Below are 24,671 nucleotides of genomic sequence, written 5' to 3' on the forward strand. Positions count from 1 at the left end.
TTATTATTTATTCCAAGCACTATGAATCAAACGACCAGTTTGGTTGTAGATCCCAACCTGTTCGATGTAGTGATGAAAATCTCTATTCTCCGCGACAATCCTATTAGCCGACTGCCAATCTACGTTATTGCGTTCTTGGGCTGGTATGAGTATTTGGCTATCAAAAAGTGACTCGGTGTCGAGAATAAGCACGCCAATACCATGTAGGCTGGATAGCATTTGGAGTTCTGCTTCAACGTCACTGTTTAAGCCTGTTGCAACCAAGTAACCAAAGTTTGCCCAGCTAGAATTTGAAACGGCTTGGAAGAAGTATTTGCGCACGTTGCCTTTCGTCAGGTGCTTTTTAACTTCAAATGACCATAAACGAACCGAGCTATGATTGCCGCTACGTACACAACTGCGCACAATTTCATCCCAACCTTGGTCGAGAGGCTCAAGCGCCACTACATCAGGGTGCAGCCAATGATTCCCGCCATTCCCATGTGAGTTTTTCGACTTTCGTTCATCAATACGCTGGCAATACAGCCCAAGGTCTTTATTCAAAAATTCGATTAACAATGGATATAAATCATGTTCACTGAAGCTTTGAACAACGAGAGGCGTATTCACTTCTGGAACATCGGCATCTTCACTATCTGTTGATAAGCTGACCGTGTCCTGCTCAGGATTCTCATTCCAAAAATAAATACGAGGTCTCGGTTTATCCCGTGTTGCCACATTCGGACAAACTTTTTTTGCCGCAACTGTGCGTTCACCACCGATTTCTGCCGCAAGTTGTGCGATTAACTTTTCAGTGGTGTCATATCTTGGATTGGTTTGCTTTTCTGCCATCTCGGCTGGATAGCGTTCAATGAACACTTTAGCTAAATCCCGAGCAGTAAATTTTTGCTCAGGATGCGCCTTAAGCGTTTCTATAATCATTTCTACTCGGGTCGCCATTAGATAGCCTCAACCAATTCTTCGCTTGACCCTAACTCGATTTCGCCCGAAAGCAATTTAGAAAGTACCATCTTTACTTGCCCCTTCTTTTTCTGCTGCTTCACTCATTTCAGCAGCAGAAGAGATCACTGCATTTGCTGCTGGTGAAATAAAATCGTCAGGAAAATTCAGCTTTCTTAAATCTCTGCGAATCATGTTTCTTAAACGAGCTAAGGTGGCATCTTTTTTATACCAATCGACGCCTGCTTTTTCGTTTATGAATGAGAGTAAGTCAGTAATAACTTTCCCCAAGTCCTCTGCTGAAAATTGTCCACGAATTGACTCATCAACGACCAGTGACTCAAGCAAAGCTACCTTTGTATTAGTGGGTTCAAGCCTATGTTTTTCCCAAGACGACGTTGGTACTGATGTTAACGGAGGTTGAGGTATTACCTTGTTCTCACTTTCTTCTTTCTTAGGCTGGCGCGCTAATAATGCTTCACGGATCAGATCGTTACAATAACCAGAGGCACCTATCAAATCTGGGAACAAACTTGCGTGATGAATATTCATCTTATGTAATTTTTTTAAACAACTATTTCTAGTGCTTGCATCATTAGGGATGTGAATTCGGCAAATGTATTCCGAAAGTTCTTCATCCTTATTAGTATCTACGCCAAATTCTATTAAGTGACGCTCTAATTCAGACTCTAATGTTTCACCATATGGTGAAAAGGTAAATAATCCCGCCTGATTAACAAGTCGCCCGTGATCATCTATTGATGGTTCAACAATTTTGAGAACAGAACCATCTTCTGACCTACCAGTACCCGCAAGGGCTTGTATAAAAGACTTATTCAATACAAATATCGTTCTGCTGTAGTTTGACGACTCTCCGCTATTTTCTATCCATGTAGGATCATCTGCACCTTCAAAAGCAAAAAATAAAGCAACATAAGGCGAACGACTCCAGTCCAACAGAGGGGTCGCCAATCCATGATGTTGACCTAATGCCCACAGTTCACTATCACTGCTCAATATTGCTTTATCATTAATTCGTCCTCTAGTCGAAAGACGAAAATTATGTAGCTGCTTCTCTGCAATATCTTTAGTTACAGCCCCATTAACTAATCGATCTAATGTTGGTTCCAACTGCCACGTATAGTGTTTTTGCCCCCTAAATACATAGTTTCCTTCAGCATCGTTATCACAGTAGTGTTTTACCACTTGATCAAAATCTTCCCAAGACTCTAATCGGCATGACGGTATCATTCCATCAATGGTTTTATTGTGTACTTTAAACTCAGGCCAAACAGGGAGATTTAGATAATATTTTTCTTCTTGCTCTTCGTAATGCTCTTCAATTGATGAAACTGAGGTCACTTATACTTCCTCCACCATCGAGCTTGGGATTAATTCTCCTGACAATAATTTAGGCAGCAGTGTGTCACGTAGAGTTGAAAGCTCTATATTTTGGCGTACATTTGCCTCAATCTTTTGGAGGAGAGGAGCAACTAATGCGTCAAATTTATTAGCAAGCTCAATTCCACTAAATGCCATTGAGTAGGTATCAAATGTCTTGGTAGTGATCGTGTCAAAGACAGCCCCGTGAGTATTGCGTTGAAGAGTGCTTACCGCCTCATTCAAATTAAAGTAATTGTAGAAATCACCAACCTCTTTACCTCGAATGCCATAACAAGACTGGTTCATACACATGTCAGTACCGACTAGGGCTAGTTTACCGACCGTACCACGAGCTGTGATAATTGTTGTCCCTTTCGGAAGCAACTTAGTCGAGGATTTATTTAGACCAAGTTCGGTAATCTTTTCATCGGTATCAACAACAAATACATTGCTTCCCGATGGTACGTCTCTAACTGAGAACCAAGGGATATCACCATTCCAATATGTTTCTTCCGAACGCTTTGGAGTTCCGCCACCAGTAAGCTGAATCAAGCTTGATAAGGTGCTTACTTCCCACCCCTCAGGAATCAAACCCAATTCAGACTCAACTAGCTTTTCTGGGAATAGCGAGGCAGTGGCCGCATCCATACCCTCTGGTTGTTCACCAGCCATCTTGGCTTTTACTGGATCGAAATCGACAAACCATGACTTGAAGATGGCTTGTGCCATTTGTTCTAGGGTTTGGTTGGTAGCTTTATTTAGCTGCAACTTACGATCGATGGCGAGTAAAAAATTACCTATTGCTTGTTGATGTTCTCGGTTCTCGACAAACGAGACTTCCATTTCTTTGATTGAATCACGAGAAAGTTCCGTTTGACCAGTTGTTCCCGTTGCAAAGCTTTCAATCAAACTTTGCTTTGACTTCATCAAATAACCAAAAAATAATGGATCAATTACGTCCTTGTCTGGTCTTACAATAGTTACATGAGTATCTACCGTAAGATTAGCTTCATTACCTAAAAATTGACCAACACGCCCTAATGTTCCAACGCCTGTCGAATTTACAAGTACATCATATTTTTGCACTAATTTTTCTGTAGGCACCTTTCTCTTAGATAGATCATTTAAACGGGCGAGTTCGAGATTAACTTGATAATCTCGAATACACTTTTGATTAACTACAGTAGCCGCCCCATCGATGATATCTGTATACTTAGGGGCAATACCTCTCGAAACATAACTTGTTAGCTCATCAGTTTTAAAGCGCATAACCCAACCCCGCTAGGTTATTCTTGATCTCAGCCTCTAGCGTTGCGGATTCTGCAAACTGCTCGCTCAACTTAGCGGTTAGCGTCGCCATCTTCTCACCAAATGGAATACCGTCATCTAGCTCTTCAGTTGCACCAACGTAGCGTCCCGGAGTCAGTACAAAATCGTGTTTGGTGATTTCTTCAAGCGTTGCTGATTTACAGAAGCCAGCTTGGTCTTGGTAAGCGATGCCATTGACTTCTGCGCCTGTTTTCCAAGCATGGTAAAGGTCGGCGACTTTCTGAATATCATCACGGGTGAAATCACGCAGTACGCGGTCTTTCATGTAGCCAAGGTTACGCGCATCAATAAACAGCACTTCACCTTTACGAGCACGCAGTTTACGACCTGCTTTATCAGTGCGAGCGGTTTTGTTTTTGGTTAAGAACCAAATACACGCTGGGATCTGGGTGTTGGTAAATAGTTGACCCGGTAGCGCCACCATACACTCGATAAGATCGTTCTCGATAAGCGCTTTACGGATCTCACCCTCGTTGTTGGTGGTTGAACTCATCGAACCGTTTGCCAATAGCAGCGCTTGAGAGCCATCTGGAGCAAGGTGATGAAGCATGTGTTGCATCCAAGCAAAGTTGGCGTTGCCTGCTGGCGGCTTACCGTACTTAAAGCGAGGGTCGTTATCATCAACGCCCGTATTCCACTCTTTCATGTTGAATGGTGGGTTCGCCATGATGAAGTCGGCACGTAAATCAGGGTGCTGAACGTTGGTGTAGGTACTCGCAGGCTCTTTACCGAAGTCGTAATCCAAACCACGGATAGCCATGTTCATTGCCGCTAGCTGCCATGTGGTGTGGTTATATTCTTGACCGTAGATAGAAATCTTCTGCTTTTGTGTCAGCGGGTCAATTTCTTTTTGGTTTGCTCTGCGCTCAATGAACTTCTCTGATTGCACAAAGAAGCCGCCAGAACCCATTGCAGGGTCATACACGCGACCTTCAAACGGTTCAATCATCTCAACAATCAACGATACGATGGACGCTGGCGTATAGAATTGACCGCCTTTTTTACCCTCAGCCAGTGCAAACTGACCAAGCATGTATTCGTAAACGTGACCAAGGATATCTTTACTGTTTAGGTCTGCGTGAACAAATGGAATTGTGGCAATCAAGTTGATTAGCTCATTCAGCTTCGCTTGATCAATTTTCAAAGCAGAATATGACTTGTTCAGCACACCTTTCAGTTTCGGGTTATCGCGTTCGATGCCCTCAAGTGCGTTATCAATCAGGTGACCAACAGAAGTGATTTTCTTCACCTTGCCGTCAATCTCAAGATCAGCACCACCAATCATTCGTGGGCCGTTACCTTGTAGGAACTGCCAACGAGATTCGGTTGGTAGCCAGAATACATTCTTCTCGGTGTAGAAGTCGCGCTGCTCAAGTTCAACTGCGATCTCGGCTGCCAATTCCTCTTCAGAGAAGTCAGCAGGGTCTAGATAGTATTCGTGATCAGGGTTAGCAAGGTCTGCTTTGATCTCTTCCTGACGCAGCTTAAACGCATCAGATACGTATTTAACGAAGATTAAGCCAAGTACAGCGTGTTTGTATTGTGCTGCATCTAACGTTGAGCGCAGCTTGTCTGCCGCTGTCCAAAGCTTGCTTTCAAGCTCTTTCAGGAATAGTTGTTCTTGTTGGTTCATTTCGGTTTTCTTTGATTCGAAAAAGTTGCGTGCATTCTACCAGTAACCATGGGGTTTTCACTGATTTCTGCCTTACTTAATAGTGATTTTTATGAAGTAAGGAGCATATTTTCGCTCCTTTAAATGCTAGCTTAGCGAGAGACTCGTTCGTAACGCAAAGGATAAAGAATGAAACTTATTAGTCTTACATTAGAAAATTATCGAGGATATCAAGAAAGAACGACTATTGAGGTTTCCGACCTGACAGCTCTTATTGGTAAAAATGATATAGGAAAAACTACCCTCCTTGATGCGTTGGGAGTTTTCTTCAATCACAAGCTTTGTAAGTTTGATGCCACGGATAAGTGCGTCTACTCCGGTGAGCAAGATGATGTTCTAATCGGCTGTGAGTTTAGCAACTTACCTGAACAGTTAATTTTAGATGAAAGAGCTAATACAACTCTCCAGAATGAGTTTTTGTTAAATGAGAGAGGAAATTTAGAATTATTCCGAATATTCAAAAAAGGTAAAGGTAACGGAGAATACGCGGCGTGGTGTGTACATCCATCAGCCAAGGATGCTAAAGGGATTCTTTACAAGAAAAACGATCAATTGAAGGCCATCGCGGAGCGACGGAGCGTCAATGTAGAAGACCAACGTGTCAATGCCTTATTGAGGCAAGGAATCTACGGCTCTATAGAAGACCTCAAACTAACGCCACAAATGATCCCACTAAAAGCAGAGGATGGGAAATCAGTTTGGGAGAGAATTTCTTCTTACCTTCCTCACTTTGCTCTATTCAGAGCTGATAGACCCAGCACAGATGAAGAAGCCGAAGTTCAAGACCCTATGAAGGCTGCTGTGAGCAACGCTCTCTCTGAATTGGACACCGAGCTAGAAAACATCAAACAGGTAGTAAGAGAAAAAACGTTAGCTGTAGCAGCGGATACAATTTCTCACTTGAACGACATTGATTCAAAATTAGCTAGTGAACTTATTCCAGAATTCAAAGTTGAACCCAACTGGGGTAGCATTTTCAAACTATCATTGATAGGGAATGACGGCGTTCATATCAACAAGCGCGGCAGCGGTGTACGTCGACTGATTCTTATCAGTTTTTTCAAAGCTGAAGCGGAACGAATCAAACGTGACAATAGCAAAAAAGGCGTTATCTATGCTATTGAAGAACCAGAAACTTCGCAGCACCCTAGTTACCAACAAATGCTTGTTGATGCTTTTAAAGAACTGTCAGAACTTGATGATTGTCAGGTAATTTTAACTACTCACGTACCAGCACTCGCTGAGAAAATTGACCTTGGAAGCTTACGTCATATTCACCGAAACGACACTGGAGACTTAATTGTCGCAAGTGGACAAGACGCAACTTATGAAGTTATAGCGAAAGATCTCGGTGTTTTGCCTGACAGCCGTGCTCAACTTATTGTCTGTCTCGAAGGGCCAAATGATATTCACTTCTTTAAGCGCTTGTCACGAAACCTCATTGCCGAAGGTATAGGTGTTCCAGATTTGAATGATGACCCTAGGATCGTTATGATCCCGCTGGGAGGAGATACTCTTCGCGATTGGGTGAATTCTCACTACCTTAAAAACTTAGGGAAACCCGAAATTCATATCTATGATCGAGATATGGCACAGCCACCAAAGTACAAGGCCACAGTAGATGCTGTGAATGGAAGAGGTGATGGCTCTCAGGCATTCTTAACCACTAAAAGAGAGCTTGAGAACTATATCTCGCCAAGAGCGATCAAGGCAGTTTTTAATGTAGATATTGAAATCGAAGATGACACCGATGTTCCGACAACTCTTGCTGGCCTGACACCCTATAGAGAAGGTAAGTGTAAGAAAAAACTTAACACCTTAGTCATGGATAAATACTCTCACGCAGATCTTGTTGAAATGGATCCAAATGGAAATATTCTAGAGTGGATGCAAGCTATTCAAAGGAATCTGGTATAGGGCGGTAACAGCTTATCGCGGACAAAAGCATTCTTGCTTCAAAGGCTAAATTGCTTTTGTCCCAAAGCGATGTGTAGTGCCACTAGTCGTGGTGTGCAATGAATCAATAAGCTATGACACCAATTTCGATAAGCGGGTACATAGGCTTCGATAAATTGGCACATCGAATCGATAGACTATGGCACCAACAGTGATTAACGGGTATTGTCGCCAAAGCGATGTGTGGTGCCACTAGTAGTTAGTGGTGTGCAACGAATCAATAAGCTATGACACTAATTTCGATAAGCGGGTACATAAGATTCGATAAACAGGCACATCGAATCGATAGACTTCGGCACCAACAGTGATAAACGTGTACAGTTCTATTCCGAAGCAACATACAGTGACAACAATTTCAATAAGCAGGCTGCTGTGGCACTGTACATCATCCCCGATCTTTAAAAAGTGCTTATACCTTGCAAAGCTCAAGAGCCATTGTTGAGTTATAGAGTGGTGCTGAGTAACATCGAAATATATCTCGATATTGCTGTTGGGTATCTAACAAAAAAGTCACTCGTATGTGCTCTGTGTAATAGGTCGAGAGTATAGAGCGCAGCCAACCCGCTATTGAGGTATCTAATAAAGCGTCGCAATTAGTAATCCAAAGCCACGTTGGTTGCTTGTTGTTTCGGATTATTTCCATAAGCTGCGATTTATTTCTGTAATTGACCTCTAGACAGAGAAGGTCAAAGTACGTTGTCTGAACCCCCATTTTGTGATTGATACAATCGTACATCTCTCTATTATCGCATCCACACTCATGATAAAAAGTATGGAACCACGTCATGTTTAACTGCCAACAACCATGTATGAAGCGTTCAGGAGAACCGATAGGCCATTGATCAATGTCTGGTGAAAATAGCTGTGAGGTTATATTGGAATTCAACGGTGCCACCTCTTTACAAACCAATGATTAAAGTAGAGTGATTTAATTCGCCTCTTAGCTCAATAGCATAAAGTCGACCGAGTATGGCATCAGCATCAATGAGCTTGTTCATTTCCTCAATCGCTCAACTAAGAGGATTGCGAGGTCTAACTGCGTACATTCCCTCTGCCCATTACTGCAACTCGATGTAGTGTGCACCAAATCGATAAACAGGCATATGTGTTTCGATAAACTATTATATCATTTCGATAAACGGGTATATATGATCGATAAACTATGATATCAGCCGTGAAAAAATTTAGTTTGAATTATTAAATTGTTATCGCTTATTACGCGATGGTTTGTCAAAAATTCAATCTAGTTAATATAAATAAGTCGTAGTATATTATCTCTAGTTACCATATCGATTAGGATATAGCCCCTTAATACGCGAGGATTATAATATGTTTGAACTGAGTATAAGTGCTGCCATCTTCCTATTTTTTCTTGGTGGCGTCTTTGGCTCCATCTTCGCCTATAAAAAAATAAAGGAAAGCTTGTCTAAAAAACACTAAATTAGTTACCAAGTCTAACTTGACAAGATAGATTACCCCATCACAGCATATTGCATTTCCCTGAAAATACTTGCTTTAATATCAACTTGCGTAACAAACCTGTGGCATTATATCGCCAAAAAAGAGAAAAATGGCGTTCTCGATTGAAGATACCTATCACTCATAAAAAACGAAACGATAGTATGCCGACAACTTATTTCGGGTCTGACAGCGGATTAAAGGCTATCGACTTTCCCATCTTCAAACGCAACTCTGTCAACTCTTCCTCTGGAAAAAATGTACACTCAGATACAAATATTAATTTGATTATTAGTTTGCCAACACACAAACTTTTATACCCAAAATGCAAAGTGGTATATCGAATCGATAAACTATGACATCAAAACGATAAACAGGTACTGTCTGCGCTGCTAGCATACCCAATGTAGTATAGTCATCACGCAAATAGCTATGCTTCAAAGTGAGAGTTACAAGGCATTCTTTATATTGCGCAGTGATTAGGTGAGTTTTATTCAGGGAAAAACAAGCAGAAGCAAGCTCAAAGAACTATTGCCTCAGGATATTGAACGTTAATTCGCTTCTATAAATGAAGTGCTGGATGCGGTAAAACTCGATAACCTTACGCTGGCTATAACAGGAACGTTGCCACTTCTCGCTCTGATGCTAAAGCCTTGCTCGAAAGTAAAGGTGCAATAGTTGTCGGCTCAGTAAGTAAACAGATACCTTTCTTGTTTATGGGTAACACTGGTCGTTATGATATTATAGGTAAAATGAAGAAAGCACATGATTTTGGCTTCAAGATCATGATCTTATAGCTCAAGGTATCGAATGTCTCTTGAGCCGACTACGGTGGCTTCAAAATATTACAAACTGGCTCTCAAATCTAATCAAGTGAACTCTGCCAAAGGTGAGAACAAAAATGCAGGCATCTAACATCGGTTTGAGGGGCTGGTTTACAAACTTTAAAAATTAAGCTGAGTTTAATTCGTAGTAAGGTGAGAATTTGAATTGGTTGCCATTCTCACCTTTTTAACTATTTTTTGGGAAAAGTGTGCGTGATGGTGAGAATGGTGAGAGACGCCTTTTAGTTACAAGGGTTTCTCATTATTTTTCACAGGTAAAGTGTAAGGGTGCATAAAGGCGAAGACGCTCTATACCCTGATGAAGACGAAGATGATGAAGAGTAATCGCATTATCTACTGCGAGTGCTTCTAAGCATTAAAAAATACCAGCCACTGTGCTGGTATTTTTGTTTCTATCTCTGATGCTATTCACTATACTCGTGCTAAATTGATCTAGCGCAAGTTTATATTACATGGAATTATCTCTCGCGGGTCTATGGCAACTCTCGCCATTAACGGACTTATCGATACCTCAAGACGACATCACTTTTCCAAATCCCCTTAGTCATGTTCTCCCCAATACACTCACCGAGCTGACGATCGCCGAGCAAGAGTGGCATTTGATGCATGACATTGACGTCGATGAAGCAATGCTCGCTTTTCCTGCAATCGACCTGATCATGGGTGGAGTGGATTATTATGCCGAGGTGCGACTCAATGGGGTTGCGGTCTTTGATTGTGATGGCACGCAAGCGCGCTATAAAAAAAATATTCGTCCTTATTTACAGCTTGGTCGTAACCGCTTTGAAATTCTTTTTCTTGAGCAAGATGAAGATTGGTTGCTAGACGAAGAGCTGCAAGCTGTGTGTACTTTGAATCAAGAGCAGTATCAACCACACGATACCCGCATGGGTATTTGGCAAGCGCCTTATTTGCAGTTTATACGCCATGTCCGTTTAGAGCATGTCAGTACTGAACAGATTTGGCACCACGGCGGTGGCTGTGAGTTTTTGGTTAATCTTTACTATAAGACTTACGCATCAGGCTTGGTTTCAGCTGCAGTGAAATTTAATGGCATGACCTACCAGTTGCCGATTGATGTACGAAATAATCATACATCCGCTCTATTTCAAATCGAGGCGCCGATCTTCCATAATCCGACTCAGGCGGGTGGTGATTACTTATATCTGTTAGAAGTCAGCCTTGATGGTCAAACCCAACGTTTTAATGTTGGGCTATGTGAAGACCTTTGTGTGCAGCATTACCCATTGTAGCAGTCAGTTAATGAGCACAAGCCCAAGGTTGGGCGGATTGATGCTGTGCTTGTTTACGTAACCAGACTTTTTCATGGAAGTAGTAAGCACAAGTGTTAATCGTAGGTTCGATTGCCGCCATGATACCGCCAACAAAAGCATCACCTGTTAATAAGTAAACCACACTAAACGCGACACTAAAGTGGATCACCGCAAAGCTGGTGGTTTTTACTTTAGCTGATTGGGCTAAACGTTGTAGAGATCGAGATTTCGTCCACACTAGTTCATGAAAATAGAACGCAACCGTATTCACGCTTGGCTCAATCATCGCAATCATGCTACCGATAAGAATATCACCGGTTAGTAAGTAGGCGACACTAAAGGCGATAGTAAAGTGAATTGAAGCAAAGGTCAGAGTCTTTTTCATGATGATCAGCTTATGTACGAAATGATAGGTTCATTATTAGTTAGTTGCTTGATAAAGAAAAATGGCTTGTATATATAATATTGATAGCTAAAAACTATTAAGGCGCTCATATTGAGCGCCTTTTTGTTGAGTTTAAATCCGTAATGCTACGAATTAGCGGTGTGGTTTAACCACCAAAACTTGTATCGGTGAGGCTTGTACAACTTTGCTGGCGACAGAGCCGAGTACGGCTTTATCGAGTTTAGAACGCTTATGGCTTGGCATAACAATCAGGTCTGCCCCTAACGTGTCTGCGTATTGCAAAATCGTTTTGTACGCTTTGCCTTCAGCGATATGCACTTGATAAGGTACTTGCTCATTAATATGTTGTTTAGCAAAAGCATTGAGCTGAGCACTGACATCTTGCTTCATTTTTTGCGCAGCATCTTTAGGAAAATAGCTGGCGACCATCGACATATGAATGCCCGGCAGCACATTTAATAAATGCAGTTGCGCATTAGATTGCTTGGCATGCCAAACCGCAATTTCAATCGCACGATCTGAGAAGCCTTTTTCATTTAAGTCAACTGGAACAAGGATCTGTTTATACATACATTTTTCTCAGTGAGGCCCTAATACTAGGGCCTTTAGTGGATTAGGCTGTTAATGATTGTTGGCGAATACGGCGTCGTTGATTAGCGCCCATTAAGAAAACAATCATCAAGCAAGGAATGAAGACCCACTCTTTCATCGGTCGTTCTGCATCTTGAATAACCCAGTCAATTTGCCAGTCGAAATCAATACCTGAGGCTTCTGCCGGGCTACCAAATTCAACCATATCAACCATCATCTTTCCGTCACTTTCATTGAGCATTAAGCCCATTGAACTTAGTCGCTCTTCGGCCGTAACAGCGTCATCATCAAAGGGAAGGCGCACGGTTTTTTCAATATAGTCCCCGATCAGGTTCTCTCCTGAAACTCGCAATTCTATCGGTTGGCCAACATTAAGGGATTGGGTTATTTCAGCTATTTCGACACCGGGTGAGATATCTTTGGCTGGGTAAACCATATCCCACCAAAAACCAGGACGGAAAAACGAGAAGGTTAGAACCAATAGCAATAAATTCTCCCACCATTTATTGCGGGTTAGCCACCAACCTTGTGTCGCGGCAGAAAACAGCAACATCGCTATGATCGATGAGATCACGGTGAGTGCCAGATGCCACCAAGAGTCAATGCCCATCAACAATAGCTGGGTATTGAAAATAAACATAAAGGGCAGAATGGCAGTACGAATATCGTAAGTAAAACCTTGAATACCAGTGCGGATCGGATCGGATTTAGCGATGGCGGCGGCGGCAAAAGCAGCTAAACCAACGGGGGGAGTATCATCTGCGAGTATGCCAAAATAGAACACAAACAAGTGAACGGCGATCAATGGAATGATCAAACCATGCTGCGCACCTAAGGTAACGATAACCGGCGCCATTAAGGTTGAAACTACAATGTAGTTGGCGGTGGTGGGCAAGCCCATACCGAGGATCAAACTGATCACGGCGGTAAAGAGCAACATCAGTAGAATATTACCGCCAGAGATAAACTCAACGAACTCAGTCATCACTAGGCCAATACCAGTCAAAGTTACCACGCCAACCACAATACCAGCGGCGGCGGTCGCAACACCGATGCCAATCATGTTACGTGCACCCGTTACTAAGCTTTCGGCTAGGTCGATAAAGCCTTGCTTGGTTTGTTCTTGGATATCGCCGGTTTTTGCCATTATAGCCTTGAGTGGGCGTTGCGTGATCAAGATAAAGATCATAAACACTGTAGCCCAAAAGGCTGATAGACCGGGAGAAAAACGTTCCACCGTTAAGCACCAAACCAAAACCACAATAGGCAGTAGGTAATGTAGACCTGACTTTATCGTTGGGCCGGGATCGGGTACTTCTGTCAACTCCGCATCGATCTCGATATCCCCTTCTTTGGCGTACTTAGCAGACACGCGCAATAGGGCGATATAAGCGATCAGTAAGGCTCCGGCCATGATTGGCGTTGCAGCATCGCCAAAGACATCTTTCGTCCAACCGACCCCATAGTAAACCGCAGCACTGACGACACATAAACCCAAAATAGTGCCGGTGAACGACAATAGACTTTGGATCAAGGTTGGATTATGTCGACGCGGTAAGCCCTCCATGCCCGCCTTACACGCTTCGAGGTGGACAATATAAATCAATGCAATATAAGAAATGAGTGCCGGTAGTAGGGCTGCTTTGATCACTTCTACGTAAGAAATACCCACATATTCAACCATTAAAAATGCAGCAGCCCCCATGATTGGTGGTGTGAGCTGACCATTAGTTGAAGCGGCAACTTCGACAGCACCGGCTTTGGTTCCGGGAAAGCCGACTCGCTTCATCAGCGGGATGGTAAAGGTACCGGTTGTCACCACGTTGGCAATGGAAGAGCCAGAGACTAGGCCTGACAAGCCTGATGCGACGACTGCTGCTTTTGCTGGGCCACCTTTCATGTGGCCAAGTAGCGAAAAGGCTACCTTGATAAAGTATGCCCCGGCCCCCGCGCGTTCAAGCATGGCGCCGAATAGTACAAATAGGAATACGAATGAGGTTGAAACGCCAAGCGCAACACCAAAGACCCCTTCGGTGGTGAGCCACAAATGTGACATTGTTTTATTTAAACTCGCGCCTTTATGGGCGATAACATCTGGCATGTGAGGGCCAGCAAAGGTATAGAGTAAGAAGACGGCAGCCACAACCATCAGCGGTGGTCCCAATGCACGACGCGTTGCTTCAAGCAGTAATAACATCCCGACCACTGAAATTATGATATCGGGTGAGGTAGGAGCGCCTGAACGATCGGCCAGTTGAGCATAAAATATATAGATATAGGCTGCAGAGAAGCTGCCAGCTAGCGCGAGAATCCAGTCGAAGACAGGAATACGATCGCGGGGCGATCCTTTTAGCGCAGGGTAGGCAGTAAAGGCCAAAAAGATAGCAAAAGTGAGATGTATTGCTCGTGCTTCAGTATCGTTTAATACTGCAAAATTAAAAATAAACGGTAGTGGGGATGCGTACCAAAGTTGAAATAGAGACCAACATAGCGGTACAAACCATAAGATACGTCCAGGAATGCCTGATGGTGAGCGTGCTCCGGTATCGGATTGTGCGACCATTTCCTGCACATCTTGCGACGGTGTTGTAGTCTGCGTCATGTACCTTATCCTTATTATAACTGGTCCAATTCATAACTAATGTTGAACCTGAATCCGCACCTATCAGTGTAGTTAGCTGACTAGAAAATGCGTATCGATTGATTTACTAGGTAAAAAAGAGGTAAGGCTTAGATTAAGCCTAAAGACGTCTGTTGCGAGACGTTGGAGGTCAACAAGGAGGCGAAGCCTCCTTGTTGTTAGTTACTAAAAGAGCGGCTTATTTAAGAAGGCCGACTTCTTTGTAGTATTTCACTGCACCCGGGTGAAGAGGGATAGAAAGGCCTGCTTTCACCATGTCTTCTTTTTTCAGGTTTGCAAAGGCTGGGTGTAGGCGTTTAAAGGTATCAAAGTTTTCAAATACGGCTTTCGCTACGTTGTAAGCTACTTCATCTGAAACATCAGCCGTCGTTACCATTGTTGCCGCAACACCGAAGCTATTGACATCTTGGTCTGTACCACGGTACATGCCTGCAGGCACTGAGCTAAATGCGTAGTAAGGGTTAGCATTTACGATCGCTTCAATTTGTTCACCCGTTGCAGGGATTAGCTTAGCATCACATGATGTTGTCGCTTCTTTGATTGAACCGTTTGGGTGACCAACAACGTAGACAAACGCATCGATTTTATTGTCACACAATGCTTGAGAACGCTCAGAACCTTTCAGTTCAGAAGCTAATTTAAAGCTGTCATTCGTCCAACCCATGGCGTCCATTACAACGCCCATGGTCGCACGGTCACCAGAACCAGGGTTACCAATGTTGACGCGCTTGCCTGCTAGGTCAGAAACATTTTCGATGCCCGCATCAGAGCGAGCGATGATGTTGAAAGGTTCGGTATGAAGCGAGAACATAGCACGTAAGTTTTTGTACGGGCCTTGCTCAGAAAATTTACTTGTGCCGTTGTAACCGTGGTATTGCCAGTCTGACTGAACGATACCAAAATCAAGTTCTCCGGCACGAATGGTATTAACGTTGTAAATAGAACCACCCGTTGATTCAACTGAACAACGAATGTTGTGATCTTTACGACCTTTATTGACCAGTTTACAAATGGCACCACCGGTTGGGTAGTAAACACCAGTTACAGAACCGGTACCAATAGTGATAAATTCTTGTGCGTTAACAGCACCAGCACCCATAACAGCTGCCGCAATTGCGCCAGCTTGAATAAGTTTGTTCAATGCCATGAATTTTCCTTCCTTTATTCATTATTAACCCCACTGCAAGTGTAGTTGCTGTGGGAATTTCCTATATTAGAAACGGCATCTTTTCCATGCGATTTAATAGAAAAGTGTCTGAATAGTACCAAAAAAACAACAGATAATTATATGATTGTTAAACATTTTAGCAACATTTGCTGCTGTACCAGTGGTTTTATCTATTGTAATTTGTAATTAAAATTGTTTTATATCAGTGTGTTATGTGTATTTTGGGTGAAGGGAGGAGTTTTATTTAAGATGTGACATAAATCACACTGCAAAAGACAGCGCGATTTATGATAATTGATTCGTTGATAGGGGTTAACCTGCGTACTCAAATAACTGACATACAGAGTTAAACAACTGCTCAGTAGTAATGTTTGCCGTTGGTGTAATGAAAATAGTGTCATCACCTGCGACAACGCCAAGAATACCTTCGGCTTTACCTAAGGAATCAAGCAAACGTGCGATAAGTTGTGCTGCACCTGGTCCAGTATGTATCACTACCAGGGCTGCATTGTGGTCGATATCAAGTACGAGTTCTCTTAAAGAGCTTGAAACCGTTGGAACTCCAAATTCAGCTGGTAAACAGTAGACCATTTCCATTTTTGCATTGCGTGTTCGAACTGCCCCAAATTTAGTCAACATACGAGACACTTTGGATTGGTTGATGTTTTCGAACCCTTCCGTTTTCAATGCTTCAACGATGTCCCCTTGCGAGCCAAAGCGTTCTTCTTTTAATAGTGCCTTAAATGCACGAACTAGGTTGTCTTGTTTTTCTGAATGACGCATGGTTCTCTTTCTTTTCGTCACGTAATCAAGTGAATATTCTCGCATATATATGCATTTCCTGCCAGTTAACCATTGAAAAAAAGTCAATTAAGTCACACAAAAGCAATCATTAATTGCTGATAGAAATGATTGTTAAACCATTGTCATGTAAGGGGTTTGTTATGTTATTATGCGGGCGATATGTAGCACGTAAAGTGCGAGGTGCGCAACCTCGCAAAGCTGACGTTAAAGAATTGTAATCAGAGGTTAATTACTATAGCTTTGGCTATAGAACAGACTAAAAATTACCCTACCAATATATAAAGAGATGATTTCTCAAGGAGAACTACGATGAAAGTAGCCGTTATTGGTGCCGCTGGCGGCATCGGACAAGCTTTAGCCCTACTACTGAAGAATCGCCTACCAGCAGGTTCTGATCTGGCCCTTTATGATATTGCACCTGTTACCCCAGGTGTGGCCGCTGATCTGAGTCACATCCCAACACCAGTATCGATCAAAGGTTATTCTGGTGAAGATCCTACGCCTGCACTTGAAGGTGCAGATGTGGTATTGATCTCGGCGGGTGTTGCGCGTAAGCCTGGTATGGATCGTGCGGATCTATTTAATGTGAACGCAGGTATTGTTAAAGCGTTGGCAGAAAAAATTGCGGTAACGTGTCCGAAAGCGTGTATCGGTATCATCACTAACCCTGTTAACACGACGGTACCTATCGCGGCTGAAGTGCTGAAAAATGCAGGCGTATACGATAAGCGTAAGCTGTTTGGTGTGACGACACTGGATGTTATTCGTTCAGAAACCTTTGTTGCTGAACTAAAAGATAAAGATCCAGGCGACGTTCGTGTTCCTGTTATCGGTGGTCACTCTGGCGTGACAATTCTACCGTTACTTTCTCAAGTAGAAGGTGTTGAGTTTACCGCTGAAGAAGTTGAAGCGTTGACGAAACGTATTCAAAATGCCGGCACCGAAGTTGTTGAAGCAAAAGCGGGTGGCGGTTCTGCAACACTTTCAATGGGTCAAGCGGCGTGTCGTTTTGGTCTATCGCTCGTGAAAGCACTACAAGGTGAGCAAGGCGTGGTTGAGTGTGCTTATGTAGAAGGTGGCAGTGAGCATGCAACCTTCTTTGCTCAACCAATTAAGCTTGGTAAAGATGGCGTAGAAGAAGTTCTAAGTTACGGTGCGCTAAGTGATTACGAGAAAGCAGCGCTGGACGGCATGCTAGAAACATTGAATGGTGATATTGAAGTTGGTGTTGATTTCGTAAAATAATGTAATCAAAGCTCAACGTAAAAGCCGATCTTATGATCGGCTTTTTTGATCCTTGCCGCTGCTTGTTCGTAAGCAAACAGAACAAGGAGTCGGAAATGGAAATTAATCATCTATATAAAGGCATGTTGATAGATTGCCATCATGGTATCAGTGAAGTTTTGATCGTTGACAGCGTGACACGTTCAGTTCTCGTTAAGAACACAAAAACGCACCATCAAGAGGCGCTCGGCTTGGATGAAGTGTTTGATGAACCGCAATTACATCCGGGCTGTGACAAATACTATTAATGACGGATTGATAAAAAAGGTAAGCCGAGGCTTACCTTTTTCGTTTTGCTAGGGCGCATTGCTAGCGCTGAGCTTATTTGGTGCGATTTACAGACAAGTGAGCAAGTGTAATCAAAGCTTGTTTGTATTCTGATTCTGGCAGCACAGCCAATTCAGCAATCGCTTTGTCTGCTTCTTCATTCGCTTTTTGGCGGGTGTAATCCAAAGATCCTGCTTGATCCATGATGGCAAGAATATCATTCAAACGATCCATGCCGTTCGATTTTTCGATCGCTTCACGGATCATTGCCGCTTGTTCTTTATCACCGTGATGCATGGCATGGAGTAATGGTAGAGTTGGCTTGCCTTCTGCAAGGTCATCTCCGACATTTTTACCCATATCTTCACCATCAGAGGTGTAGTCCATCACGTCGTCAATTAATTGGAATGCGGTACCAAGATACTTACCGTAGTTTTGCAGCGCTAATTCTACTTCCGCAGGTGAGTCGGTTAAGATCGCACCAATTTGAGTTGCCGCTTCAAATAAACGAGCTGTCTTGGAGTAGATGACCTGCATGTAGTTTTCTTCGGTCGTATCGGGGTTGTTGCAGTTCATTAACTGTAAAACTTCGCCTTCTGCAATAACGTTGACCGCATCACTCATCAATTTGAGGATTTTTAACGAGCCTAACTCCGTCATCATTTGGAAAGAGCGAGTGTAGATAAAGTCGCCAACTAGGACACTTGCTGCGTTACCAAAAGCGGCATTTGCAGTGGCTTTACCACGACGCATATCTGATTCGTCAACGACATCATCGTGCAACAAGGTTGCAGTATGGATGAACTCGATAAAGGCGGCGGAAGTGGTATGCGCCTCTCCTTGATAGCCTAGAGCTCGAGCAGTTAAAACCGCAAGAAGTGGGCGGATACGTTTACCGCCACCACTGACAATGTAGAAACCTAGTTGGTTAATCAGGGATACATCAGAGTTTAGTTGTGCTTGAATTGTTTCATTCACTTTTGCCATGTCACTGGCAGTAAGCGTTTGGATAGCTTTAAAATCCATTGTTATTCCGGCTGAGGTTAGGACCTGTCTGGTGTTTACACATTCTTTAATAGATGAATAATACACTAAAAAACGTTGAAAAATACATGCTTTAAGGGCATGATCTCGGCACTTTTATTTGGCGATTACCTTTTCGCCATTTTTTTAAAAATATGGCTTGTCATAGGCAAGGCTCTTCTGTAGAATCTGCGCCCTATTGATGATTAGTTTAGCGCACACCCAAATTGCTAAAATGCATGTAAAGGCTGTGCGGAAAAAGCGGAGTAAAATATGTACGCTGTTTTCCAATCTGGTGGTAAACAACACCGTGTAAGCGAAGGTCAAACTCTTCGTTTAGAGAAATTAGACGTTGAAACTGGTGCGACAATTGAATTTGATAAAGTTCTACTTGTTGCTAACGGTGAAAACATTCAAGTTGGTGCACCTCTTCTTGAGGGTGGCAAAGTTGTAGCTGAAGTTGTACAACACGGTCGTGGCGATAAAATCAAAATCGTTAAGTTCCGTCGTCGTAAGCACTCACGTAAGCAGCAAGGTCACCGTCAGTGGTTCACTGAAGTGAAAATCACTGCAATCAACGCTTAATCGTATTAGGAGAGCTTAACAATGGCACACAAAAAAGCTGGTGGTTCTACTCGTAACGGCCGCGATTCAGAAAGCAAACGCCTAGGTGTTAAACGTTTCGGTGGCGAGTCTGTTCTTGCAGGTAACATCATCGTTCGTCAACGTGGTACTAAATTCCACGCTGGTAACAACGTAGGCCTTGGTAAAGACCACACTCTTTTCGCTCTTACTGAAGGTAAAGTGAAATTTGAAGTTAAAGGTCCTAAGAACCGTAAATTCGTAAGCATCGAAGCAGCTGAGTAATTCACGCTTCTAGCTTAGAATTAGGTTTCTAGCTGAATTTAAAAGCCCTGCCAAATCGGCGGGGTTTTTTATTTATACGAGAACCAAATAACCAGAAGCTTTTGGGCAACGTTATTCTAAGTGACTAACGTTTAAAGGAAAACCTCTCGTTATTTGGTCCAAAGTAGGGCGGTCCAAGATCTCAGGTGATCGATCTGTATATGGGATCTGCTAGAATTTATATCGTGGTTATGGAACCGTTTTGGTTCTAAACATGATATTGCAACGCACAAAATGCGGAGTAACAGATGAAATTCGTTGATGAAGCGGTAGTTAAAGTTCAAGCTGGCGACGGCGGTAGCGGTGTTGTTAGTTTTTGGCGTGAAAAATTCATCACCAAAGGTGGTCCTGATGGTGGTGACGGTGGCGATGGCGGTGATATTTATATCGTTGCTGATGAGAACCTTAACACTCTAATTGATTACCGTTTCCAGCGCTTCTATGAAGCGGAACGTGGTGAGAATGGTCGTGGTGGTAACTGTACTGGTAAACGCGGTAAAGATAAAATACTGCGAGTTCCTGTTGGTACACGTGCTGTTGACATTCATACCAATGAAATTGTGGCTGAAGTTGCGGAACATGGTAAGAAAGTGATGGTTGCTAAAGGCGGCTGGCACGGTCTTGGTAACACGCGCTTTAAGTCTTCAGTAAACCGTGCACCTCGTCAAAAGACGTTAGGTACCAAAGGTGAAATTCGTGAATTGCGCCTAGAGCTACTATTGCTAGCTGACGTTGGTATGCTTGGTTTACCAAATGCGGGTAAATCTACCTTCATTCGTGCAGTGTCTGCTGCCAAACCAAAAGTAGCGGATTACCCATTTACGACTCTGATCCCTAGCCTAGGCGTGGTAAGTGTTGTTGCTGAGAAGAGCTTCGTTGTCGCTGACATCCCTGGTCTTATCGAGGGTGCGGCTGATGGTGCTGGTCTAGGTATTCGTTTCCTTAAACACCTTGAGCGTTGTCGTGTTCTGCTGCACATGATCGATATCATGCCGGTTGATCAATCGGATCCGATCCAAAATGCATTGACGATCATTGATGAGCTAGAACAGTACAGTGAGAAACTGGCAGACAAACCTCGTTGGTTAGTGTTTAACAAAGTGGATCTGATGCCTGAAGAAGAGGCCGATGAGATCATCGAAGGTATTTTGGATGCACTTGGCTGGGAAGAAGAATACTTCAAAATTTCAGCGGTAAATCGTCAAGGTACTAAAGAGCTTTGTTACAAGCTTGCTGACTTTATGGAAACGCTACCACGCGAATTGGAGCAACTTAGTGAAGAAGACAAAGTCGACTTCATGTGGGATGATTACCATAAAGACGCAATGTCAGGCAAAAACGTTATCACTGAAGATGGCGATGATGATGACGATGACTGGGATGACGAAGAAGATGACGGCCACGTTGTCTACGTTCGCGATTAATCCGATCGAATAAAAAAACCGCTATTATTTGCGGTTTTTTTCGCCTCAAATATTTTTACGTCTTAAATCAAAGTTATTTGCATTAAATTTGTTCACAATATTGTTGCCCTTTTCTATATAGGGATTGGACAGAGGGACAGGACGCAAGGCGTTATTCAATTAGTATGGAAGCTGAGTTGTATGGAAACCAAATTGTATGGAAACTAAGCAAAGAGCGGTCTCGCGCTTAATTGCTCAAGCAGGACAAATGTTGCTAGCTCATGGCGCCGAAAGCGCATTGGTTGGCAGTATCATGGAAAGGATTGGTTTGGCCTGTGACATGGATGAAGTGGAAGTGTCGTTATCGGCAAGTTCATTGGTGGTCACTACGGTATACCATGGCCACTGTATTACCACTGCGCGACGCTGCCCAGATCGTGGCATCAATATGCGTGCTATTACTCAAGTTCAGCGTATTTGTATCATGCTTGAACGTGGCATTATTGATGACTATCTTGCCCAGCATAAGCTCAATCAAATCAGTCCCAAGCGTTATAACCGTTGGTTAGTCGTCGTGATGATCGGTTTATCCTGTGCGGCATTTAGCCGTTTAGCAGGAGGAGACTGGATGGTTTTTGCTATGACATTTCTTGCCTCTTCCGTTGGCATGATCGTAAGACAAGAAATAGGCCATCGACATTTCAATCCTCTGGTTAATTTCACGGTGACCGCGTTTGTAACGACCGCTATTTCAGTTCAAGCGGTGGTGCACGAATTGGGTAATGCCCCGACGATTGTGATGGCTTCTTCGGTCCTAATGCTGGTTCCCGGTGTGCCGTTAATCAACTCAGTGGCCGATATGCTCAAAGGTTATGTCAATATGGGCATCGCCCGCTTTGTGATGGCAAGTTTACTGACATTGGCAACCTGTCTTGGCATTGTTGCGGCGATGAGCTTATTTGAAGTGTGGGGGTGGTTAGTATGATTAACTTAGAACTGTTGATCGGTCTATTGAATGACATGTTTTTTGCCGCCATTCCTGCCGTAGGTTTCGCACTAGTCTTTAACGTACCGCAAAAAGCGCTGATTTATTGCGCTTTAGGGGGCGCAATTGGCCATGGCTCTCGTTACTTGATGATGCATTTTGGGGTTCCCATTGAGTGGGCTTCCTTTTTTGCTGCCACTTTGGTTGGCATGATTGGTGTGTATTGGTCGCGTAAGTTATTTGCTCATCCGAAAGTCTTTACGGTTGCGTCATTAATTCCGATGGTTCCTGGTGTTTTTGCTTTTAAAGCGATGATTGCCCTCGTGGAATTGAACCATCGTGGTTTTGAACCACAGTTGCTGGAAATGCTCACGACCAACTTTCTCAAAGCGATGTTCATTATCGCTGGTTTAGCGGTTGGCTTAGCCATGCCAGGCTTGTTATTCTATCGCCGTCGTCCGATTGTATGATCGGCCTTATCATTGACCTTGTTATGGACCTAAGGATGAAGAATGATCATTAGTATGATTGCTGCAATGGCAAACGATCGTGTGATTGGCAAAGATAATCAAATGCCGTGGCATCTCCCTGCTGATTTTGCGTGGTTTAAGCGCTGCACCATGGGAAAGCCTGTGGTGATGGGGCGCAAAACCTATCAATCTATTGGTCGTCCATTACCAGGACGTCAAAACATTGTGATCAGTCGAGATAATCAACTTCAGATTGACGGAGTCACTACGGTGACAAGCATCGAACAAGCACTTGCTGCGGCTGGTGAGGTTGAAGAGGTTGAAGAGGTCATGATTATTGGTGGCGGCGCAATTTATGCGGCTTGTTTGCCCATTGCTAATCGCCTCTACGTGACTTATATCGATGCGAACGTCGATGGGGATACTCAATTCCCAATTTGGGATGATAGCTTTGTAGAGAGCCACTCTGAGAGCTACAAAGCGGATGAGAAGAACCTTTACGATATGCGCTTTGTTATCTTGGATAAGTAAGAACACTTCGTTGTGAGAAGCGAGAGCTGAAATATTATTGCGGTTTCTCTGTTGTAGATCCGCTTCACGTTCTCGTTTCTTAAAGCTTAGTGCTCTCGATTCTGATCTCTCACAGCAAAGTAGAATGTGCTGCCTTAACTTATGTTAGCGCAGGCTGGACAAAGTATTGCTTGTCTTCCCAACGTAACATGGTTAATTCTCCGCCCCATACACAGCCTGTGTCCAAGCCGACTTCCCTCTGACCAAAGTGACCTTCAAGCGCTGCCCAGTGGCCAAATAGTACGGTTTTACCAATGTCTTTACGACTCGGTAGATCAAACCATGGCATTAGCTCGTTTGAATCCACTTCGTTAGGCGGTAGTTTGCATTGCATATCTAAACGGCCATCGGTAAAGCAGAAACGCATACGAGTAAAGGCGTTGATAATATAACGATAACGCTCGATACCTTGTAAGTTGTCATGCCAAAAGTCGGGAAGGTTGGCATACATGTTTTCGATTAGCCAAGGCCATTGCTCGCTCTGAAGAATTTGTTCAACTTCACGGCTAGCATTGCGGGCAGTGGTTAAATCCCACTGTGGTGAAATACCTGCGTGACTCATGACAAACTCATCATGTTCAGCCAAAAGCGGTTGATAACGGAGCCAAGTGAGCAACTCTTCTTTATCTTCTGCCGCAAAGATTGCTGCCGTTTTATCTTTCTCTTTTACGTGATGAATTCCCAATGACACCGCAAGTAAATGTAGGTCATGGTTACCAAGAACAACCACAGCACTGCTACCAAGCTGTTTAATAAAGCGCAATGTTTCGAGTGATTTTGGTCCGCGAGCAACAAGATCGCCAGCGATCCAAAGTTGATCATTGTTTGGGTTGAATTCTACCTTTGCGAGCAGTTGCTGTAGCTCATCGAAACAGCCTTGAATATCGCCGACGATATAAGTTGCCACTAAGTGTTCCTAATTTAATACGTTGGGGATTGCGAGGCGAAAAGGGTCAATCTCAGCAATGAACTGCTGGCCTTTTTCATCTAGCATTATGTACTGACCTTGCATCACGCCAACCGGAGTTTCAATCGCCGTGCCGCTGCTATAACTATACTCATCAAGACCATCAATAAAAGGCTGTTGGCCAACGACGCCATCGCCCGCCACGTTGACTTGTTTACCATTGGCATCAGTAATTAACCAGCGTCGGCTGATCAGCTGTACGGTTTGTCGGCTGAGGTTTTTAATTGTCACCAAGTAGGCAAAAATATAGTGATTTTCGGCAGGGTTAGATTGTTCGGCAATATATTTGCTGTGAACTTGGATTTTGATACAAGGTTGAGTGACATCCAT

The 24,671-nt window shown here is 43.4% G+C and carries 23 protein-coding genes; 11 read left to right on the forward strand and 12 right to left on the reverse strand.

Features of this window, described 5'->3' with window-relative positions; translation table 11 throughout:
- Window positions 1–3: 3 nt before the first annotated feature.
- Genes RH88_RS02075 through RH88_RS02090 form a run of 4 tightly spaced genes read right to left on the reverse strand, consistent with a single transcriptional unit; the run spans window position 4 to window position 5,284 of the window.
- Window positions 4–939 (reverse strand): COG2958 family protein, encoded by a 936-nt coding sequence (locus tag RH88_RS02075; protein ID WP_005593126.1) that lies wholly within the window; start codon window positions 937–939, stop codon window positions 4–6.
- Window positions 940–996: 57 nt separating this feature from the next.
- Window positions 997–2,301, reverse strand: a complete 1,305-nt coding sequence (locus tag RH88_RS02080; protein WP_005593127.1) for an FRG domain-containing protein — start codon at window positions 2,299–2,301, stop codon at window positions 997–999.
- A complete protein-coding gene (locus RH88_RS02085; RefSeq protein WP_005593129.1) occupies window positions 2,302–3,591 on the reverse strand; it encodes a restriction endonuclease subunit S in 1,290 nt (429 codons plus the stop codon).
- A complete protein-coding gene (locus tag RH88_RS02090; protein WP_005593130.1) occupies window positions 3,581–5,284 on the reverse strand; it encodes a class I SAM-dependent DNA methyltransferase in 1,704 nt (567 codons plus the stop codon). The genes RH88_RS02085 and RH88_RS02090 overlap by 11 nt, the downstream gene beginning before the upstream one ends.
- A 168-nt stretch (window positions 5,285–5,452) precedes the next feature.
- Here RH88_RS02090 and RH88_RS02095 point away from each other — a divergent pair, with 168 nt between their 5' ends.
- From RH88_RS02095 to RH88_RS02100, 3 genes are all read left to right on the forward strand, one after another.
- Complete coding sequence (locus RH88_RS02095; protein ID WP_005593131.1) at window positions 5,453–7,240, forward strand: ATP-binding protein; 1,788 nt, start codon at window positions 5,453–5,455, stop codon at window positions 7,238–7,240.
- A gap of 2,150 nt (window positions 7,241–9,390) precedes the next feature.
- Window positions 9,391–9,534, forward strand: coding sequence for a BRCT domain-containing protein (locus RH88_RS24045; protein ID WP_324293782.1), 144 nt, complete (start codon window positions 9,391–9,393; stop codon window positions 9,532–9,534).
- A gap of 500 nt (window positions 9,535–10,034) precedes the next feature.
- Window positions 10,035–10,835 (forward strand): glycosyl hydrolase 2 galactose-binding domain-containing protein, encoded by an 801-nt coding sequence (locus RH88_RS02100; RefSeq protein WP_005593134.1) that lies wholly within the window; start codon window positions 10,035–10,037, stop codon window positions 10,833–10,835.
- 7 nt (window positions 10,836–10,842) lie between these two features.
- Here the strand turns inward: RH88_RS02100 and RH88_RS02105 are convergent, their stop codons facing one another.
- From RH88_RS02105 to argR, 5 genes are all read right to left on the reverse strand, one after another.
- Window positions 10,843–11,241 (reverse strand): DUF2061 domain-containing protein, encoded by a 399-nt coding sequence (locus RH88_RS02105; protein WP_005593136.1) that lies wholly within the window; start codon window positions 11,239–11,241, stop codon window positions 10,843–10,845.
- Between the two features lie 153 nt (window positions 11,242–11,394).
- On the reverse strand, window positions 11,395–11,832 hold the full coding sequence (locus RH88_RS02110; RefSeq protein ID WP_005593138.1) for a universal stress protein: 438 nt from the start codon (window positions 11,830–11,832) through the stop codon (window positions 11,395–11,397).
- Window positions 11,833–11,875: 43 nt separating this feature from the next.
- Complete coding sequence (locus RH88_RS02115) at window positions 11,876–14,455, reverse strand: TRAP transporter permease (protein WP_005593140.1); 2,580 nt, start codon at window positions 14,453–14,455, stop codon at window positions 11,876–11,878.
- Window positions 14,456–14,672: 217 nt separating this feature from the next.
- Complete coding sequence (locus tag RH88_RS02120; protein WP_005593141.1) at window positions 14,673–15,641, reverse strand: TAXI family TRAP transporter solute-binding subunit; 969 nt, start codon at window positions 15,639–15,641, stop codon at window positions 14,673–14,675.
- Between the two features lie 333 nt (window positions 15,642–15,974).
- Window positions 15,975–16,445: a transcriptional regulator ArgR gene (argR, locus tag RH88_RS02125; RefSeq protein WP_005593142.1), complete on the reverse strand. Its 471-nt coding sequence runs from the start codon at window positions 16,443–16,445 to the stop codon at window positions 15,975–15,977.
- A 330-nt stretch (window positions 16,446–16,775) separates the two neighbouring features.
- Here argR and mdh point away from each other — a divergent pair, with 330 nt between their 5' ends.
- Together mdh and RH88_RS02135 are read left to right on the forward strand one after the other, a co-directional pair.
- On the forward strand, window positions 16,776–17,711 hold the full coding sequence (mdh, locus tag RH88_RS02130) for a malate dehydrogenase (RefSeq protein WP_005593143.1): 936 nt from the start codon (window positions 16,776–16,778) through the stop codon (window positions 17,709–17,711).
- A gap of 95 nt (window positions 17,712–17,806) precedes the next feature.
- On the forward strand, window positions 17,807–17,998 hold the full coding sequence (locus RH88_RS02135) for a hypothetical protein (RefSeq protein WP_005593144.1): 192 nt from the start codon (window positions 17,807–17,809) through the stop codon (window positions 17,996–17,998).
- A 73-nt stretch (window positions 17,999–18,071) separates the two neighbouring features.
- On the opposite strand, the gene ispB is transcribed toward RH88_RS02135, so the two are convergent.
- Window positions 18,072–19,043, reverse strand: coding sequence for an octaprenyl diphosphate synthase (ispB, locus tag RH88_RS02140; RefSeq protein WP_005593145.1), 972 nt, complete (start codon window positions 19,041–19,043; stop codon window positions 18,072–18,074).
- Window positions 19,044–19,313: 270 nt separating this feature from the next.
- Here ispB and rplU point away from each other — a divergent pair, with 270 nt between their 5' ends.
- The 6 genes from rplU (at window position 19,314) to folA (ending at window position 23,335) form a co-directional block, all read left to right on the forward strand.
- Window positions 19,314–19,625 (forward strand): 50S ribosomal protein L21, encoded by a 312-nt coding sequence (gene rplU, locus RH88_RS02145; protein ID WP_005593146.1) that lies wholly within the window; start codon window positions 19,314–19,316, stop codon window positions 19,623–19,625.
- 21 nt (window positions 19,626–19,646) lie between these two features.
- Complete coding sequence (rpmA, locus tag RH88_RS02150; protein ID WP_005593148.1) at window positions 19,647–19,907, forward strand: 50S ribosomal protein L27; 261 nt, start codon at window positions 19,647–19,649, stop codon at window positions 19,905–19,907.
- Window positions 19,908–20,194: 287 nt separating this feature from the next.
- Window positions 20,195–21,370, forward strand: a complete 1,176-nt coding sequence (gene cgtA / locus RH88_RS02155) for an Obg family GTPase CgtA (RefSeq protein ID WP_005593150.1) — start codon at window positions 20,195–20,197, stop codon at window positions 21,368–21,370.
- A gap of 196 nt (window positions 21,371–21,566) precedes the next feature.
- Window positions 21,567–22,334 carry a threonine/serine exporter family protein gene (locus RH88_RS02160; protein WP_005593152.1) on the forward strand — a complete coding sequence of 256 codons (768 nt, stop codon included), beginning with the start codon at window positions 21,567–21,569 and terminating at the stop codon, window positions 22,332–22,334.
- Complete coding sequence (locus tag RH88_RS02165) at window positions 22,331–22,804, forward strand: threonine/serine exporter family protein (RefSeq protein ID WP_005593153.1); 474 nt, start codon at window positions 22,331–22,333, stop codon at window positions 22,802–22,804. The genes RH88_RS02160 and RH88_RS02165 overlap by 4 nt, the downstream gene beginning before the upstream one ends.
- Before the next feature lie 42 nt (window positions 22,805–22,846).
- Window positions 22,847–23,335 (forward strand): type 3 dihydrofolate reductase, encoded by a 489-nt coding sequence (folA, locus tag RH88_RS02170; protein ID WP_005593154.1) that lies wholly within the window; start codon window positions 22,847–22,849, stop codon window positions 23,333–23,335.
- A 139-nt stretch (window positions 23,336–23,474) separates the two neighbouring features.
- Here the strand turns inward: folA and apaH are convergent, their stop codons facing one another.
- Together apaH and apaG are read right to left on the reverse strand one after the other, a co-directional pair.
- The gene (gene apaH, locus RH88_RS02175) at window positions 23,475–24,281 is read right to left on the reverse strand and encodes a bis(5'-nucleosyl)-tetraphosphatase (symmetrical) ApaH (protein ID WP_005593155.1); all 807 of its coding nucleotides are present in this window, start codon (window positions 24,279–24,281) and stop codon (window positions 23,475–23,477) included.
- Between the two features lie 9 nt (window positions 24,282–24,290).
- Entirely contained in the window at window positions 24,291–24,671 is a 381-nt protein-coding gene (apaG, locus tag RH88_RS02180) for a Co2+/Mg2+ efflux protein ApaG (protein WP_005593156.1), read from the reverse strand.

It is taken from the genome of Vibrio scophthalmi LMG 19158 (assembly GCF_000222585.1).
Classification (GTDB): domain Bacteria; phylum Pseudomonadota; class Gammaproteobacteria; order Enterobacterales; family Vibrionaceae; genus Vibrio; species Vibrio scophthalmi.